The organism is Modicisalibacter tunisiensis (assembly GCF_020148005.1).
Lineage (GTDB): Bacteria > Pseudomonadota > Gammaproteobacteria > Pseudomonadales > Halomonadaceae > Modicisalibacter > Modicisalibacter tunisiensis.
The window spans coordinates 366763-382778 of record NZ_JAGXFD010000001.1 but is presented as its reverse complement, the minus strand read 5'-3'; the positions used below and the strand labels follow the sequence as shown (position 1 = coordinate 382778).

Genomic DNA, 16016 nt, shown 5'->3' with positions numbered 1-16016 from the left:
AACATCGGGGCGCGCTAGTCTAGCAGGCGGCGCGCGCTTGGCGGGAGGGGCGAACGGGCTTTTCAGGGGACGTCGAGCAGGCTCAGGCGCCCCTTGAGGCGGGATTCGAGTTCGGCCAGCTCCACGGGCGACTCGCTGGGCCAGCCGACGGTGAGCACCACGCCATCGGCGGCGTAGTCCGCCTGCTCGACGGGCACGGCCCGTTCGTCGAACCAGCCGCGGGCCTCGGCCTCGCCGGCGAAATCGACGCGCAGGCGCAACGGGCGGCGCGCCGTGAAGCTCGCCAGCGGCAGGTCCGCCAGCGCCTGCTGCACCGCCCGGGAATAGGCCCGCACCAACCCGCCGGTGCCGAGCTTGGTACCGCCGAAATAGCGGGTGACCACGCAGCCGATCTGGCCGATGCCGCTGCCGTCGAGCACCTGGAACATCGGGCGGCCCGCGGTGCCGCCGGGCTCGCCGTCGTCGGAAAAGCCGATCGCCGTCTGCTCGCCGGGCGGACCGGCGATGAAGGCGCTGCAGTGGTGGCTGGCGTCCGGGTAGTGCGCGCGGGCCGCGTTCAGCAGCCGCTCGAAGGCCGCGCTGTCCGGGGCATGGCACAGCCAGGCGATGAAGCGGCTGCGCTCGATCTCGATCTCGTGGCGATGCACCGCATCGGGTGCGAGGTCGGGAATCGGATACGCCATCAGGCGGCGACCTCCGAGCGGCGCATCACGCCCATCACCAGCCCCAGGACCTGGATGTCGTCGTTCTTCAGGTAGATCGGCGGCATGGCGGCGTTGGCCGGCTGCAGGCGCACCCCGCGTTTCTCGATGTAGAGCTTCTTGAGGGTGACCTCCTGATCGTTGATCAGCACCACGGCGGTCTCGCCGTTCTCGGCGCTCTCCTGGCGCTCGATGATGATGATGTCGCCGTCGTGGATGTTGCAGTCGATCATCGAGTTGCCGCGCACCCGCAGGGCGTAGGTGTTGCGGCGCACCATGCGGGCGGGAATCGACACGCTGTCGCGATCGGGGCAGGCCTCGATCGGCAGCCCGGCGGCGACCTGGCCGAGCAGCGGCACCTCGACCAGGTCGGTGGCGTCGACCGCCTCCCAGGCGCCGTCGTTGAGGGGCAGGTTGGGCAGGCGTTGCAGGTAGTGCGGCTGGGCGGACTGCATGACCGTCTCCATCGGCTGCGACGTGGGGCCGGGCCAGCGCCGGTACTGGCGCGGATGCCCGGGGGCCAGAGCATCATAGCAAGCGCGGCAGGGGCGGCAAACGCCGCTTCACGGCTGGCTGCCAACGGCGCTTTCGGGGTAAAGTGCCCGGCGAATTCGTGCGGGAGGACGCCGTGACATTTCGTCTCGAGGCCCGGGGGCTGGCCTGCGAACGCGACGATCGCTGGCTGTTTCGCGATCTCGATCTCGGCGTCGGCCCCGGGGATGTGGTCCGAATCGAGGGACCCAACGGCAGCGGCAAGACCTCGCTGCTCAAGCTGCTCGCCGGCCAGCTGCCGCTGCAGGCCGGCGAGCTGCACTGGAACGGCGTGTCGCTGCGCCGGGCCCGTCCGGCCTTTCTCGCCAACCTGCTCTATCTGGGCCATGCCCCGGGCATCAAGCCGGCGTTGAATGCGCTCGAGAACCTCGCCTGGTATCAGGCCCTGCACGGCGAATCCGGCAGTCACCGGGCGCGCCTGGCCGCGCTCGAGGTCCTGGGGCTGGCCGGCTTCGAGGAGGTGCCGGCGGCCCAGCTCTCCGCCGGGCAGCAGCGGCGCATCGCCCTGGCGCGGCTGACGCTCTCGCCGCGCCTGCTGTGGATTCTCGACGAACCGTTCACGGCCATCGATCGTCAGGGCGTGGCGGCGCTCGAGGACGCCCTCTGGAACCATGCGGCGGCCGGCGGCGCGGTGCTGCTGACCACCCATCATGAACTGCACGCACGCGGGGCGCTGACCCGAGTGGACCTGAGCAAGGCGGGCGACTGATGCAACCCCGAACCTCCGTCGCCGGCCTGGGGCCGGCCCTGCTGGCGACACTGCGCCGGGACCTGACCGTGGCGCTGCGGCGCCGCGGTGACCTGGTCAATCCGCCGGCCTTCTTCGCCCTGGTCATCACGCTGTTTCCGCTGGGCATCTCGCCGGTGCCCGAGCAGCTCGCCGCCATCGCCCCCGGGCTGCTGTGGGTGGCGGCGCTGCTGGCCACCCAGCTCTCCCTGGACGCCCTGTTCCGCAGCGACCACGAGGACGGCAGCCTCGAGCAGCTGCTGCTCGCGCCCCAGCCGCTGGCGGCGCTGGTGCTGGCCAAGGTGGCGGTGCACTGGCTGCTGACGGGGCTGCCCCTGGCGCTGATGGCGCCGCTGCTGGGGCTGCTGCTGTCGCTGCCGTCGGGCAGTTACGGCGTGCTGGCGGCCTCGCTGGCGCTGGGCAGTGCCACGCTCGGCCTGATCGGGGCGATCGGGGCGGCGCTGACCGTGGGCCTGGCGCGAGGCAGCGTGCTACTGTCGCTGCTGGTGCTGCCGCTGACTATTCCGGTGCTGATCTTCGGGTCCGGCGCCGTCCAGGCCGCGGCGATGGGCGGGGACGTCGCACCGGCACTGGCCATGCTGGGCGCCCAGCTGGCCCTGGCGCTGATGCTGGCGCCGTGGGCGATCGCCGGCGCCCTGCGAATCAGTATTCACGGGTGAGGTAACACGCTCATGTGGGACGTCGTTCATCGTCTGGGCTCGCCCAGAACCTTCTACACCATCGCCGGACGCTGGCAGCCGTGGCTGTGGGCGCTGGCGGCCCTGCTGCTGGGCACGGGCAGTGTCTGGGCGCTGCTCTTCGCGCCCGCCGACTACCAGCAGGGCGACAGCTTTCGCATCCTCTACGTGCACGTGCCGGCGGCGATCCTCGCCCAGTCATGCTTCGTGCTGATGGCCGTGGCCGGGGCGATCTTCCTGGTCTGGCGCATCAAGCTCGCCGACATGGTGGCCACGGTGATCGCGCCGTTCGGCGCGGCGATGACCGGCGTGGCGCTGTTCTCCGGCTCGGTGTGGGGCGTGCCCACCTGGGGCACCTGGTGGGTGTGGGATGCGCGGCTGACCTCGATGCTGATCCAGCTGTTTCTCTACCTGGGGGTCATCGCGCTGCGCGGCGCCTTCGCCAGCCGTGACGGCGGCGCCCGGGCGGCATCGCTGCTGACCCTGGTCGGCGTGATCAACATCCCCATCATCAAGTACTCGGTGGACTGGTGGAACACCCTGCACCAGCCGGCCACCTTCACCCTGACCCAGCGCCCGGCGATGCCCGCCGAGATGTGGCTGCCGCTGGCGGTGATGGTGCTCGGCTTCTACGCCTACTTCGTCGCGCTGACGCTGACCCGCACGCGCAGCGAGATCCTGCGCCGCGAGGGACGCAAGCGCTGGGTGCTCGAGCTGGGGAGCTGATCGGGGCGGTCGCTGCCAGCCGCGGTCGGCCGGCAGGGCATCGCCGTTGGCTTTGACGAGGACGCCGTCGGCCCAGCCCGAGTCATGGTTCATCTATCGGCAATAGCCCCGAGTCGGCCTGGGCTTGACAAAAATGGCGACAATGGTTGTATACACTTTAAAGCCGATAAATGTATACACTTGTGGTATTCGGTAGCCGTCACCCCTGACCCGCGCGGTCGCACCGCGAGACAACCATGGCCTTCGAGTCGCTGAACGCATTCCTGAACATGGGCGGTTATGCCCCCTACGTCTGGCCCGCCTGGGGCGTGACCCTGGCGGTGCTGGTCGGCGGCGGCCTGCAGGCCGTGGCCGAGCATCGTCGCCGGCTGCGGGAGCTGCGCCGTCGGCAGCGGCGCGCGGCGGCGGACGCCGCCCCACGGGAGGCCGCCCCACGGAAGGCCGTCCCACGAGGTTCCCATGACGCCCGCGCGTAGGCGCCGCCTGGGCGTGCTGCTGGCGCTGGTGGTGCTGGCGGCCGTGGCCGCCGGCCTGCTGGGCTACGCCCTGCGCAGCAACATCAATCTCTTCTTCAGCCCGTCGCAGGTCGCCGCTGGCGAGGCGCCGGTCGGCCGCCAGATCCGCGCCGGGGGCATGGTCGAGACGGGCAGCGTGGCGCGCGATGCCGACAGCCTGGCCGTGACCTTCACGGTGACCGACTTCCAGGCCTCGCTCGAGGTCGCCTATCAGGGCATCCTGCCCGACCTGTTCCGCGAGGGGCAGGGCGTGGTGGTGGTCGGCAGGCTGGCCGACGACGGCGTCCTGCAGGCCGATCAGGTGCTGGCCAAGCACGACGAGAACTACATGCCGCCGGAAGTCGCCGACGCGCTCGCGGCGGCCGGCAAGTCACCCGCCGACTATCGGCGCACCGAGTAGCCCGGAGCCGTCGCATGCTTCTCCCGTTCATCCCGGAAGTCGGCCATTTCGCCCTGATCCTGGCACTGATGATGGCGCTGATCCAGGCCGTGGTGCCGCTGGCCGGGGCGGCGACCCGGCGTCCGCTGTGGATGGCCTACGCCCGGCCGATGGCGCTCGGCCAGTTCGCCTTCCTGCTGGTGGCATTCGCCAGCCTCATGGCGAGCTTCCTGTTCGACGACTTCAGCGTCGCCTATGTCGCCAACAACGCCAACTCGCAGTTGCCCTGGTACTACAAGGCCACCGCGGTATGGGGTAGCCACGAGGGCTCGATGCTGCTGTGGTGCCTGATGCTGGCCGGCTGGGGATGCGCCGTGGCGGGACTGTCCCGGCGCCTGCCCGCGGCCCTGATGGCGCGCGTTCTGGGCGTGATGGGGCTGGTCGGCAGCGGCTTTTTGCTGTTCGTGCTGCTCACCTCCAATCCCTTCACGCGGCTGTTGCCCAACGTCCCCGGCGAGGGCGCCGACCTCAACCCGCTGCTCCAGGATGTCGGCCTGATCATCCACCCGCCGATGCTCTACATGGGCTACGTGGGCTTCTCGGTGGTCTTCGCCTTCGCCATTGCCGCACTGCTCGAGGGCCGCATCGATGCTGCCTGGACCCGCTGGGCGCGCCCCTGGACCAACGTCGCCTGGGCGTTTCTCACCGTGGGCATCGCGCTGGGCAGCTGGTGGGCCTACTACGAGCTGGGCTGGGGCGGCTGGTGGTTCTGGGACCCGGTGGAGAACGCCTCGCTGCTGCCCTGGCTGGCGGGTACCGCGCTGCTGCATTCGCTGGCGGTGACCGAGAAGCGCGGCAGCTTCAAGAGCTGGACGGTGCTGCTGGCGATCTTCACCTTCTCGCTGTCGCTGCTGGGCACCTTCCTGGTGCGCTCCGGGGTGCTGACCTCGGTGCACGCCTTCGCCAACGACCCGACACGCGGCGCCTTCATCCTGATCCTGCTGGGGCTGACCGTGGGCGGCGCGCTGACCCTGTTCGCCCTGCGTGCGCCGCGGGTCTCCCAGGCCGTCACCTTCGGCTGGCTGTCCCGCGATGCGCTGCTGCTGGTCAACAACATCCTGCTGGTGGTGATGACCGTCACGGTGCTGCTGGGCACGCTCTACCCGCTGATTCTCGACGCCCTGGGGCTGGGCAAGGTCAGCGTCGGTCCGCCGTACTTCAACGCCCTGTTCGTGCCGCTGACGGCACTGCTGTGCCTGTTCATGGGGCTGGGGCCGGTGGCGCGCTGGAAGCGCATGCCGGCTCGCGAGCTGTGGCGGCGGCTGGCCGGGGCGGCGCTGGGTGCGGTGGTGCTCGCCGCGCTGGCGCCGCTCGTCTATCACGGCCGCTGGAATCCCGGGGTGTCGCTGGGGCTGCTGCTGGCCCTGTGGCTGGTGCTGTCGCTGGCCCGCGACCTGTTCGACAAGCTGCGCCACGCCCGCTCGCCGGGTGCCGGACTGCGGCGGCTGGCACCGGCCTACTGGGGCATGCAGCTCGGCCACCTGGGGCTGGCGGTGACCATCGTCGGGGTGACGGTGGTCTCGAACTACAACGTGGAACGCAACGTGCGAATGGCGGTCGGCGACCGGGTCCAGCTCGCCGGTTACACGTTCGCCCTGCGCTCGCTGGACAAGCGGCGCGGGCCCAACTTCGTCGCCGATGTCGCGACCCTCGACGTCAGTCGCGACGGCGAGAGGCGGTTCACCCTGCATCCCGAGAAGCGTCTCTACCTGGCGCGGCGCATGCCGATGACCGACGTCGCCCTGCGCCCGGGCCTGCTGCGGGATCTGTACGTGGCGATGGGCGAGGACCTGGGGGATGGGGCCTGGGCTCTACGTATTCAGTACAAGCCGTTCGTGCGCTGGCTGTGGCTGGGCGCGGCGCTGATGGCCGCCGGGGGCGTGCTGGCGGTGGCCGATCGCCGCTATCGTCGCGGCCGCGGGGCGCAACGGTGCAACGACGAGGTGGTGACATCATGACGCGACGTCTGCTGCTGCTGGTTCCGCTGGTGCTGTTCGCGGGGCTGGCGGTCTTTCTCTACCGTGGGCTGAACCACGATCCTGTCGGCCGCGAGTCGGCGCTGATCGGTCGTGAATTTCCGGCCTTCTCGCTGGCGACCGTCGCCGACCCGGACGTTCGCCATGATGCCTCGCTGCTGGCGGGCAAGGTGACCCTGGTCAACGTCTGGGGCGCCTGGTGCCCGACCTGCCGCGAGGAGATGCCGCAGCTGATGGCGCTCGCCGAGCAGGGCGTGAGGCTGGTGGGGGTCGACTACAAGGACACCCGGGAAGCGGCCACGGAGTTCCTGGACACGCTGGGCGATCCCTTTGCCGTCAACCTGTTCGACCCGGACGGGACCCTGGGCTTCGATCTCGGCGTCTATGGCGCGCCGGAGAGCTTCCTGGTCGACCGCGACGGCATCATTCGCTATCACCACACGGGTGCTATCCGGCCCGAGAATGTCGAGCAGGAAATCCTGCCCCGGGTGCAACGATGGCGCGACGACTGATCCGGACGGTGTTGCTGGCGGGGCTGCTGACGGCGTTGCTGGGCGTGGCCGCGGCGGCGACCATCGAGGTGCGCGACTTCGACGATCCGCAGCTCGCCCGGCGCTACACGACGCTGACCCACCAGCTGCGCTGCCCCAAGTGCCAGAACGAGACCATCGCCGCCTCCGCCTCGCCGATCGCCGCGGACATGCGCGAACGCGTCGCCGCGATGCTCGAGGCCGGGCGCAGCGATCGCGAGATCCAGGATTTTCTCGTGCAGCGCTTCGGTGAATATGTGCTCTACCGCCCGCGCCTGTCGCCGCGGACCTGGCTGCTGTGGGGCGGGCCCTTCCTGCTGGTGGGGCTGGGCGGCGTAATCCTGGCCTGGCGGGTGCGGCGCCGGACGGCGCCCCGAGCGCTCGATGCCGCGGAGCGCCGGCGGCTGGATGCGCTGCTCGACCGCGAGGACCGCTCATGATCGTGCTGTGGCTGCTGCTGAGCCTGATGCTGCTGCCGGCGGTGTGGCTGGTGTGCCGGCCGCTGTGGCGGGCCCGCTTCGAGCGGGCGCCTGTCGACGACCCCGCCCACACGGCCGAGAACGTGGCGGCCTATCGCCGGCGCCTGGCGCGGCTCGATGCGGCCCGACAGCGCGACGAACTGGATGCCGAGCGCTACGCCGAGGAGCGTCTGGCGCTCGAGCGCGGCCTGCTCGACGACACCGGCGAGAGCGCATCGCCGCGCTGGCGTTCGCCTCGGCGTTCGCCACGCAGCGGACGGTGGCTGGTGTTCGTCCTGGCCGCGGGGCTGGTGGCGGGCAGCTTGGGACTCTATCGCGAGGAGGGCGCGGTGGGCGACCTGGCGCTGTACACGGCCATCCAGTCGGTGCGCCATGCGCCCGGCGCCACGCCCGCCGAGCTCGTCGCGCGCCTGGAGACCCAGGCCGAGCGCCAGCCCGGCAACCCCAAGGTGTGGCTGACGCTGGCGCCGCTCTATCGCGATGCCGGGCGGCTCGACAAGGCGATCGCCAGCCTGCGCCGGGCCATCGCGCTGACGTCGCGGCGTCCCGAGCTGCTGGCCCGGCTGGCACAGCTCGAGTTCTTCGCCGCCGGGCGCACCCTGACCGACGAGGTCCAGTCGCTGATCGACGAGACCCTGTCCCGGGACCCGCGCCAGCCGATCGTGCTGGGCCTGCTCGGCGTGGCGGCCTTCGACCGGCAGCACTACGACCAGGCCATCGACTACTGGCGACGGGCCAGCGCCGGCTATGACGACGAGGCCGCGGTGGCGGCGCTCCAGCGCGGCATCGCCATCGCCCGGCAGCGTCAGGGGGAGTCGGGCCGGGCAGGCGAGGGCAGCGGCAGCACCGCGAGCCTGCGGGTCCGTGTCAGCCTGGCCGACAATCTACGCGAGCGTGTCGCGCCCGACGCCAGCGTGTTCGTGGTCGCGCGCGATGTCGACGGCAAGCTGCCGCCGCTGGCCGTCGAACGGCTGCGGGTGGCGGACCTGCCGCGTACCGTCACCCTCGACGATGCGGACGCCATGACGCCCCGCGCGCGTCTCTCCGCGGTCGACCGGGTACGCCTGGTGGGGCGGGTCTCGCGGCAGGGGCAGGCCGCCCCTCGGCCCGGCGACCTGGTCGGCCGGCTGGGGCCGGTGACGCTGGCGGATGACACGCCCGTGCAGGCCCTGCGCATCGACCACGTCGTCGAGTGAGCGCTCGCGCACGATCAGCGCTTGGGCCGTGCCGGTCGGTTGGGTAGACTCTGGCCACTTCGACCGTTGGCAACGAGGGCCTCCCGCAGCGCATGCGTCTCAAATCGATCAAGCTGGCCGGCTTCAAGTCGTTCGTCGACCCCGTGACCGTGCCCTTCGACGGCAACATGACGGCGATCGTCGGCCCCAACGGCTGCGGCAAGTCCAACGTCATCGATGCGGTGCGCTGGGTGATGGGCGAGTCCTCGGCCAAGACCCTGCGCGGCGAGTCGATGACCGACGTCATCTTCAACGGCTCCACCGGGCGCAAGCCGGTCGGCCAGGCCTCCATCGAACTGCTCTTCGACAACCGCGACGGCAGCATGGGCGGGCCCTACGCCCAGTACGCCGAGATCGCCGTCAAGCGCCAGGTCAACCGCGACAGCCAGTCCACCTACTTCTTCAACGGCCAGAAGTGCCGTCGCCGCGACATCGCCGACCTGTTCCTGGGCACCGGGCTGGGGCCGCGCTCCTACGCGATCATCGGCCAGGGCATGATCTCGCGGCTGATCGAGGCGCGTCCCGAGGAGCTGCGCTCGACGCTCGAGGAGGCCGCCGGCATCTCCAAGTACAAGGAGCGCCGCCGCGAGACCGAGAATCGCATGCGCCGCACCCAGGAGAACCTCGAGCGCCTCGACGACATCCGCGAGGAGCTCGACAAGCAGCTCGAGCGCTTGAAGCGCCAGGCCGAGGCGGCGCGCCGCTACCAGACCCTCAAGCAGGAGGAGCATCGCCTCAAGGGCGAGCTGGCACTGCTGCGCGGTCGCGCCCTGCGCGCCCAGCAGACCGAGCAGGAATCCCGCGTGCGCGAGCTCGAGACCCAGGTCGAGCGCGAGATCCTCGGCCAGCGCGAGTGCGAGACCCGCCTGGAGGAGGCGCGTCTCGAGCACGATCGTCTGGCCGAGCAACTCGAGGGCCATCAGGCGCGCTTCTACGAGACCGGCGCGGCCATCGCGCGCCTCGAGCAGCGCCTCGAACATGCCCGTCACCAGGAGCAGCAGCTGGCCCGCGAGATCGACTCGGCGCGGCGCGAGCTGGCCGAGCTGGACCGCCTCGGGGAGTCCGACGGCGAGCGGCTGACCCAGCTCGACGAACGCCTGGAGACGCTGGGGCCCGAGCAGGAAACCGTGGCCGAGTCGCTGGCCGAACTGGAGGCCGCGCTGGAGGAGGCCGAGGCCGCCAACGAGGCCGCCCAGGCGGAATGGCAGGATTTTCAGGAGCGCGACAGCCAGGCCGCCCACGAGGCCGAACGCGCCCAGGACAGCGTGCGCCATCACGAGCAGTCGCTCGAGGCCCGGGGCCGGGAGATCGAGCGGCGGCGCCAGCAGCTGGCCGAGCTGCCCGACGACGCCGCACTGCGCGAACGCCGCGAGGAACTCGCCGAGCAACTCGCCGACATCGACCTCGAGCTCGAGACGCTGGAAACCCGACGCGATGCCCTGCAGGCCGAGCGTGATGCCGGCCGCGAGGCACTGCGCGCGGCCGAGACCGAGCGCGAGACCCAGCGCGAGAGCCGCAGTCGCCTGCAGGGCGAGATCGCCTCGCTGGACGCCCTGCTCGCCGCGAGCCTCGACGATCAGGACGCGGCGCTGAACGACTGGCTGGCCAATGAAGGGCTCGATCAGGCACCGCGCCTGGCCGAACGCCTGCAGGTGGCGCCGGGCTGGGAACGGCTGGTCGCCTGGGTGCTGGGGGCCTGGCTGCACGCGCGCTTGCTGCCCGAACTGCCCCGTCAGGCCCTGGCCCGGGGGCTGGAGAGTGGCGAGCTCAGCCTGGTGGCCGCCGACGCCGGGAGCGCGCCGTCGGGCACCCTGGCCGAGAAGACCGGAGGTGCCGGGGCCGCCGGTGCGCTGCTGGCGCGGGTGTACTGTGCCGACGACCTCGAGACCGCCTGGGCCCGCCTGCCCGAGCTGGCCCCCGACGAGAGCGTGATCACCGCCGACGGCCTGTGGCTGGGCGACGGCTGGGCGCGGCGTCTCGGCCTCGAGGACGGCGAGACCGGGGTGATCGCCCAGCGGCAGCGGCGCGAGGCGGCGGGCGAAGAGCTCGAGGCGGCCGCCGCACGGCTCGAGACCTGCGCGCAGCGGGTCGAGGCGCTGCAGGCCCGGGATGCCGAGCTCGAGCGGGCCCTGGAACAGGTGCGCGTCGGCGAGCGCGAGCTGACCGAGCAGCGTCAGCAGGCGGCACTGGCCGAGGCGAATCTGGGAACCAAGCTGTCCCACATCGAGGGGCGGCATGGGGAACTCGCCGAGGAGATCGCGGGTCTTCAGGAGCAGCGCGAGACGCAGGCGCTCGAGCTGGAGAGCGCCCGGGAGCGCTGGCAGGCGGCCATGGAAACCCTCGAGGCCGGCAGCGAGCGGCGCGAGGCGCTCGACCGGCGCCGTCGCGAGGCCCAGGAGGCGCTGGCCGGGCGCCGCGCCCGGCTGCGTCCCCTGCAGGAGCGCTCACAGCAGCTGGCGCTCGAGGATCAGCGGCTGCGCACCGAACGCGCCGGGTTGCTCGAGCAGCGCGGGCGGGGCGACGAGACCCGCACCCGGCTCGAGGACAAGTGCGCCGAGCTGGAGGCCAGCCGCGAGACGCTGCGCGAGCCGCGGGACGAGGAGCGCGAGCAGCTCGAGGAACTCCTCGACCGCCGCACCCGCGAGGAGCGCGCGCTCAACGCCTGTCGCGACGAGGCGGCCCGGCTTGGCGAGACGCTGCGCGAGACCGAGCTGGCGCGCCAGCAGCACGAGCGCAACCTGGAGGGCATCCGCCAGCGGCTGGAAGAGGGGCGCATGCAGGTGCAGGCGCTCAAGCTCAAGGCCGACGCCCAGGACGAGGCGCTCGGCGAGCTGGGGCACCGGGCGGCCGATCTCGAGGCCGAGCTCGATCCCGACGCCACCGAATCGGCCTGGCAGAGCCGGCTCGAGACGGTGGGCGAGCGGATTCGCCGGCTGGGCGCCATCAACCTCGCCGCCATCGAGGAGTATGACCAGCAGGCCGAGCGGCGCGACTATCTCGAAGCCCAGCATGCCGAGCTCAGCGAAGCACTGGACACCCTGGAGCGGGCGATTCGCAAGATCGACCAGGAGACCCGCACCCGTTTCAAGGAAACTTTCGAGCGGGTCAACGCCGGTTTCGGCGAGCTTTTTCCACGGGTTTTCGGCGGCGGAACGGCGTGGCTGACGCTGACCGGCGAGGATTTGCTGGAGACGGGCGTGGCGATCATGGCGCGTCCGCCGGGCAAGAAAAACAGCACCATTCATCTGCTTTCCGGTGGGGAAAAGGCGCTGACGGCTCTCTCGCTGGTGTTCGCGATCTTCCAGCTGAACCCGGCGCCGTTCTGCATGCTCGACGAGGTCGATGCGCCACTGGATGATGCCAATGTCGGCCGCTACGCCAAACTGGTCAGGGACATGGCCGAGAGCGTGCAGTTCATCTATATAACGCACAACAAGATCGCCATGGAGGCCGCCGATCGGCTGATGGGGGTCACCATGCAGGAGCCGGGGGTGTCGCGCCTGGTGGCCGTCGGTGTCGAGGAAGCCGCCGAGTTGGCCGAGGCGTGAATCCGATGGTCCGGCGCCCGGCGTTCGACAATCGTGTTTCGCCGGCAGGGAAAAGAAGGGCGATTGAGAGGGCTCCGGGGAAAGCTTGACTTTCCCGTGCAAGTGGCCTTTTTTTTGTCAATCGCGCTATGCTAGTGACGAGGTGAATACCTAGGCATTGCGCCTTATCAAACAGGCAAGACGACCCATGGAACTAAGAGAGTGGTTGATCATCCTGGGGCTGGTTCTGGTGGCGATCATCGTCGTCGATGGCGTGCGCCGCCTACAGCGCCAGCGCAAGGTGCCCCGGCTCGACGAAGTCGAGGACGACGAGCGGGAGAGCGTGGATCCCGAAGAGGCTGCACGCCGGGCCGAAGTCAACTGGGAGCTGCCCAATGGAGGGGCAAGGGTCGTCAGTCCGGCATCGAAGACGACCGTCGAGCCCAAGCCCGATCTCGAACGTCAGGAGCACCCCGGGCCGTCGCGGGTGTTCGCGCGCATGAAGCGCGAGACCGCCGACGCTCGCAAGCCCGGCGCCGAACGGCCGGCCCAGAGTCCGCGTGCCCGGCGCGACGAGGCGGCCGACGCGGAGGCGGGCGACGCGCCCTCGGTGACCATGCCGCTGCATGCCGAACGGGATGACGCCCCGCATCGCGAGGACGCGCCGAAGCGGGCTGCCGAGCCGGCAGGCGAGGAGGCCTCGGCCCGGGCCGGCCGCGACGTGGCCGGCGGTCTGACACGCTCCATGAAGCGTGTGTTCCAGCGCCGCGAGCGGGACGAGGAGGTTCATGAGCCCGCCGACGCCGCGGCTGCGGAGCCGGCCTTCGAGATGCCCGAGGTGATGCCCGAACGCGAGTCGGCGCCCGAGCCCGAGGTCGCGCCGTCCGAGCCCGAGACGCCGGTGGCCGCCAGCGAAGCCGCCGAGGATGCCCCGTTGCGCGATGACGTGGTCACGCCGCACCCGGTGGTCGAGAAGGCGCGCCGTCACCCGGTGAGCGCCCAGCGGGCCCGGGAGGCCCTGGGCCGTGCCGAGGATGTCATCGTCATCAGCGTGATGGCCCGCGACGAGGAGGGCTTCGCGGGTACCGACCTGCTGCGGCTGATGCTGGCCTGTGGGCTGCGTTACAGCGATATGGGCATCTTCCTGCGCAACGAGACGGAAGAGGCCGACAGCGCGCTGCAGTTCGCCATGGTCGATGTGGTCAAGCCCGGTACCTTCGAGCTCGAGACGATGGACGACTACGCCACGCCCGGCATCACCTTCCTGATGCCGCTGCCCGGGGCCCGGGATTCCGCCGCCGCCTTCGAGGCGATGGTCGAGACGGCGATGGTGGTGGTGCGCAACCTCGGCGGCGAGCTCAAGGACGAGAACCACAGCGTGATGACCGCCCAGACCGTGGAGTTCGCCCGCCAGCAGGTGCAGGAGTTCGAGCGCCGCCACCGGTTGCACCGCTCCCAGGCCACCTGACGCCGTGCGCCACCGCAACCCGACCCCGTGAGCGATCACGGGGTTTTTCGTTGCCGGATTGCTAGAATGGCGTGCCAGCGGCCCCTTGGCCCTGTTCTTTCGCCATCGACCGGGAATCACCACGCATGACCCAGCCCGACCCGTCACTGCGCGACGAAGTGAACCGTCTGCGCGCTGAACTCGACGATGCCAACTACCGTTACTACGTGCTCGACGCGCCGGAGCTGACCGATGCCGACTACGATCGCCGGCTGCGCCGCCTGCAGGCGATCGAGGCCGACCACCCCGAGCTGGTGACGCCCGATTCGCCCACCCAGCGGGTCGGGGCCAGGCCCGCCGAGGGCTTCCCCGAGGTACGCCACGCGGTGCCCATGCTGTCGCTGGACAACGCCTTCGACGAGGAGGAGCTGGCGGCCTTCGTCAAGCGGGCTGCCGATCGCCTGGAGACCGATCCCGAGGTGCTGGCGTTCTGCTGCGAGCCCAAGCTCGACGGCGCGGCGGTGTCGCTGGTCTACGAACACGGCGAGCTGACCACCGGCGTCACCCGGGGTGACGGCCGCACCGGCGAGGGCATCACCTCCAACCTGCGCACGCTCAAGTCGATCCCGCTGAAGCTGCGCGGCCAGGGCTGGCCCGAGCGGCTGGAGGTGCGTGGGGAAGTCACCATGCGTCACGCCGCCTTCGAGGCGATGAACGACCGGGCGCGGGAATCGGGCGACAAGGTGTTCGCCAATCCGCGCAACGCCGCCGCCGGCAGCCTGCGCCAGCTCGATCCCCGGGTCACCGCCACCCGGCCGCTGGAGTTCACCGCCTACCAGCTCGTGCAGCAGGCGGAAAGCCTCGCCGATATCGATATTCCCGCCCACAGCGAACAGATGGCGCAGCTGCGTGATTGGGGCTTCCGGGTCAACGATCAGCTCAAGGTGGTCCGTGGCGCCGAGGGCGTCATCGACTACTGCCGACGGCTCGGCGAGACGCGCGACGGGCTCGGCTACGATATCGACGGCGCGGTGATCAAGGTCGACGACCTGCGCCTGCAGCGCGAGCTGGGTTTCGTCGCCCGGGCGCCGCGCTGGGCGATCGCCTTCAAGTTCCCCGCCCAGGAGCAGACCACGCGGCTCAACGATGTCGAGTTCCAGGTCGGTCGCACCGGCGCCATCACGCCGGTGGCACGCCTCGAGCCGGTCAGCGTGGCCGGGGTCACGGTGTCCAACGCCACGTTGCACAATGCCGACGAGATCGCCCGCCTGGGGGTGATGATCGGCGACACCGTGGCCATCCGTCGCGCCGGGGACGTGATCCCGCAGGTGGTGCGGGTAATCGAGAGCGAGCGCCCCGCCGATGCCCGCGAGATCGTCTTCCCCGAACGCTGCCCGGTCTGCGACTCGCAGATCGAGCGGTTCGACGGCGAGGCGGTGGCGCGCTGCTCGGGCGGTCTCTACTGCGCCGCCCAGCGCAAGGAGGCGCTCAAGCACTTCGCCTCGCGCCGGGCGCTGGATATCGAGGGGCTGGGCGAGAAGCTGATCGATCAGCTGGTCGAGCGCGACTGGGTCGAGACCCCGGCGGGCCTGTTCGCCCTCGAGGCCGAAGCGCTGGCGGAACTGCCGCGCATGGGCCGGAAATCCTCGGAGAACCTGGTCGCCGCCCTGGAGAAGGCGAAGGCGACGACGCTGCCGCGCTTCATCTTCGCGCTGGGCATCCGCGAGGTGGGCGAGGCCACCGCCGCCGGCCTGGCCCGCCACTTCGGCACCCTCGAGGCGCTGATGGCGGCGGATCGCGAGGCGCTCGAGGCGGTGGAGGACGTCGGCCCCATCGTCGCTGCCCATGTGCATACCTTCTTCCGCCAGCCTCACAACCGCGAGACGATCCAGGCGCTGATCGACGCCGGCGTGCATTGGGAGGAGGCCGAGGTCGAGGCCCGGCCCACGCCGCTGGCCGGGCAGACCTGGGTGCTCACCGGCACCCTGGAGAGCATGACGCGTGACGAGGGCAAGGCGCGCCTGCAGGCGCTGGGTGCCAGGGTCGCCGGCAGCGTGTCGAAGAAGACCGCGGCGCTGGTGGCCGGCGAGGCCGCCGGCAGCAAGCTCAGGAAGGCCGAGGAACTGGGCGTCGAGGTGCTCGATGAGGCGACCTTCCTGACGCGTCTCGCCGCCTGGGAAAACGGGGAGGAACCATGAGCGGACGTTTCGTCGAAGTGCCCCATCGCCTGCTGCCGGGCGAGACGCTGGACGCCCTGCTCGAGGCGTTCGTCACCCGGCAGGGCTACGACACCACCGACACCGGCGAGGGCATGCGCGGCTGGGTGGTCGAGCTCCGGCGCCAGCTGGAGCGCGGCGAGCTGGTCATCGCCCACGACCTGCGCACCGAGACCACCGAGGTGATGACGCTGGCCCAGTGGCGTCGCTTCGGCCGCGACCTGGCCGACGACGAGGAGGGATAGGCT

The 16016-nt window shown here is 70.8% G+C and carries 15 protein-coding genes; 13 read left to right on the top strand and 2 right to left on the bottom strand.

Annotation, left to right across the window (positions count from 1 at the left end; translation table 11 throughout):
- Window positions 1–62: 62 nt before the first annotated feature.
- Both KGQ91_RS01750 and KGQ91_RS01745 read right to left on the bottom strand, forming a co-directional pair.
- The gene (locus KGQ91_RS01750) at window positions 63–683 is read right to left on the bottom strand and encodes an IMPACT family protein (RefSeq protein WP_224420121.1); all 621 of its coding nucleotides are present in this window, start codon (window positions 681–683) and stop codon (window positions 63–65) included.
- A complete protein-coding gene (locus tag KGQ91_RS01745; RefSeq protein WP_163649750.1) occupies window positions 683–1156 on the bottom strand; it encodes a LexA family protein in 474 nt (157 codons plus the stop codon). The genes KGQ91_RS01750 and KGQ91_RS01745 overlap by 1 nt, the downstream gene beginning before the upstream one ends.
- 173 nt (window positions 1157–1329) lie before the next feature.
- Here KGQ91_RS01745 and ccmA point away from each other — a divergent pair, with 173 nt between their 5' ends.
- The 13 genes from ccmA (at window position 1330) to KGQ91_RS01680 (ending at window position 16013) form a co-directional block, all read left to right on the top strand.
- Window positions 1330–1962, top strand: coding sequence for a cytochrome c biogenesis heme-transporting ATPase CcmA (gene ccmA, locus KGQ91_RS01740; protein WP_224416518.1), 633 nt, complete (start codon window positions 1330–1332; stop codon window positions 1960–1962).
- Window positions 1962–2660: a heme exporter protein CcmB gene (gene ccmB / locus KGQ91_RS01735; RefSeq protein ID WP_163649752.1), complete on the top strand. Its 699-nt coding sequence runs from the start codon at window positions 1962–1964 to the stop codon at window positions 2658–2660. The genes ccmA and ccmB overlap by 1 nt, the downstream gene beginning before the upstream one ends.
- Before the next feature lie 12 nt (window positions 2661–2672).
- Entirely contained in the window at window positions 2673–3404 is a 732-nt protein-coding gene (locus KGQ91_RS01730) for a heme ABC transporter permease (protein ID WP_163649753.1), read from the top strand.
- A gap of 269 nt (window positions 3405–3673) precedes the next feature.
- The gene (ccmD, locus tag KGQ91_RS01725) at window positions 3674–3880 is read left to right on the top strand and encodes a heme exporter protein CcmD (protein ID WP_263478930.1); all 207 of its coding nucleotides are present in this window, start codon (window positions 3674–3676) and stop codon (window positions 3878–3880) included.
- On the top strand, window positions 3864–4319 hold the full coding sequence (ccmE, locus tag KGQ91_RS01720; protein WP_224416522.1) for a cytochrome c maturation protein CcmE: 456 nt from the start codon (window positions 3864–3866) through the stop codon (window positions 4317–4319). The genes ccmD and ccmE overlap by 17 nt, the downstream gene beginning before the upstream one ends.
- A 14-nt stretch (window positions 4320–4333) precedes the next feature.
- A complete protein-coding gene (locus tag KGQ91_RS01715) occupies window positions 4334–6316 on the top strand; it encodes a heme lyase CcmF/NrfE family subunit (RefSeq protein ID WP_224420119.1) in 1983 nt (660 codons plus the stop codon).
- Window positions 6313–6846, top strand: coding sequence for a DsbE family thiol:disulfide interchange protein (locus tag KGQ91_RS01710; RefSeq protein WP_163649757.1), 534 nt, complete (start codon window positions 6313–6315; stop codon window positions 6844–6846). Before KGQ91_RS01715 ends, KGQ91_RS01710 begins: the two co-directional genes overlap by 4 nt.
- Window positions 6831–7304 (top strand): cytochrome c-type biogenesis protein, encoded by a 474-nt coding sequence (locus KGQ91_RS01705; RefSeq protein ID WP_224416524.1) that lies wholly within the window; start codon window positions 6831–6833, stop codon window positions 7302–7304. Before KGQ91_RS01710 ends, KGQ91_RS01705 begins: the two co-directional genes overlap by 16 nt.
- On the top strand, window positions 7301–8539 hold the full coding sequence (ccmI, locus tag KGQ91_RS01700; protein WP_224420118.1) for a c-type cytochrome biogenesis protein CcmI: 1239 nt from the start codon (window positions 7301–7303) through the stop codon (window positions 8537–8539). Before KGQ91_RS01705 ends, ccmI begins: the two co-directional genes overlap by 4 nt.
- A 92-nt stretch (window positions 8540–8631) precedes the next feature.
- On the top strand, window positions 8632–12126 hold the full coding sequence (smc, locus tag KGQ91_RS01695) for a chromosome segregation protein SMC (protein WP_224420117.1): 3495 nt from the start codon (window positions 8632–8634) through the stop codon (window positions 12124–12126).
- A gap of 187 nt (window positions 12127–12313) precedes the next feature.
- Window positions 12314–13573 (top strand): cell division protein ZipA, encoded by a 1260-nt coding sequence (locus KGQ91_RS01690; RefSeq protein WP_224420116.1) that lies wholly within the window; start codon window positions 12314–12316, stop codon window positions 13571–13573.
- A gap of 125 nt (window positions 13574–13698) precedes the next feature.
- The gene (gene ligA / locus KGQ91_RS01685) at window positions 13699–15750 is read left to right on the top strand and encodes an NAD-dependent DNA ligase LigA (RefSeq protein WP_224420115.1); all 2052 of its coding nucleotides are present in this window, start codon (window positions 13699–13701) and stop codon (window positions 15748–15750) included.
- Window positions 15747–16013 (top strand): YheU family protein, encoded by a 267-nt coding sequence (locus KGQ91_RS01680; RefSeq protein ID WP_163649763.1) that lies wholly within the window; start codon window positions 15747–15749, stop codon window positions 16011–16013. The genes ligA and KGQ91_RS01680 overlap by 4 nt, the downstream gene beginning before the upstream one ends.
- Window positions 16014–16016: the final 3 nt, after the last annotated feature.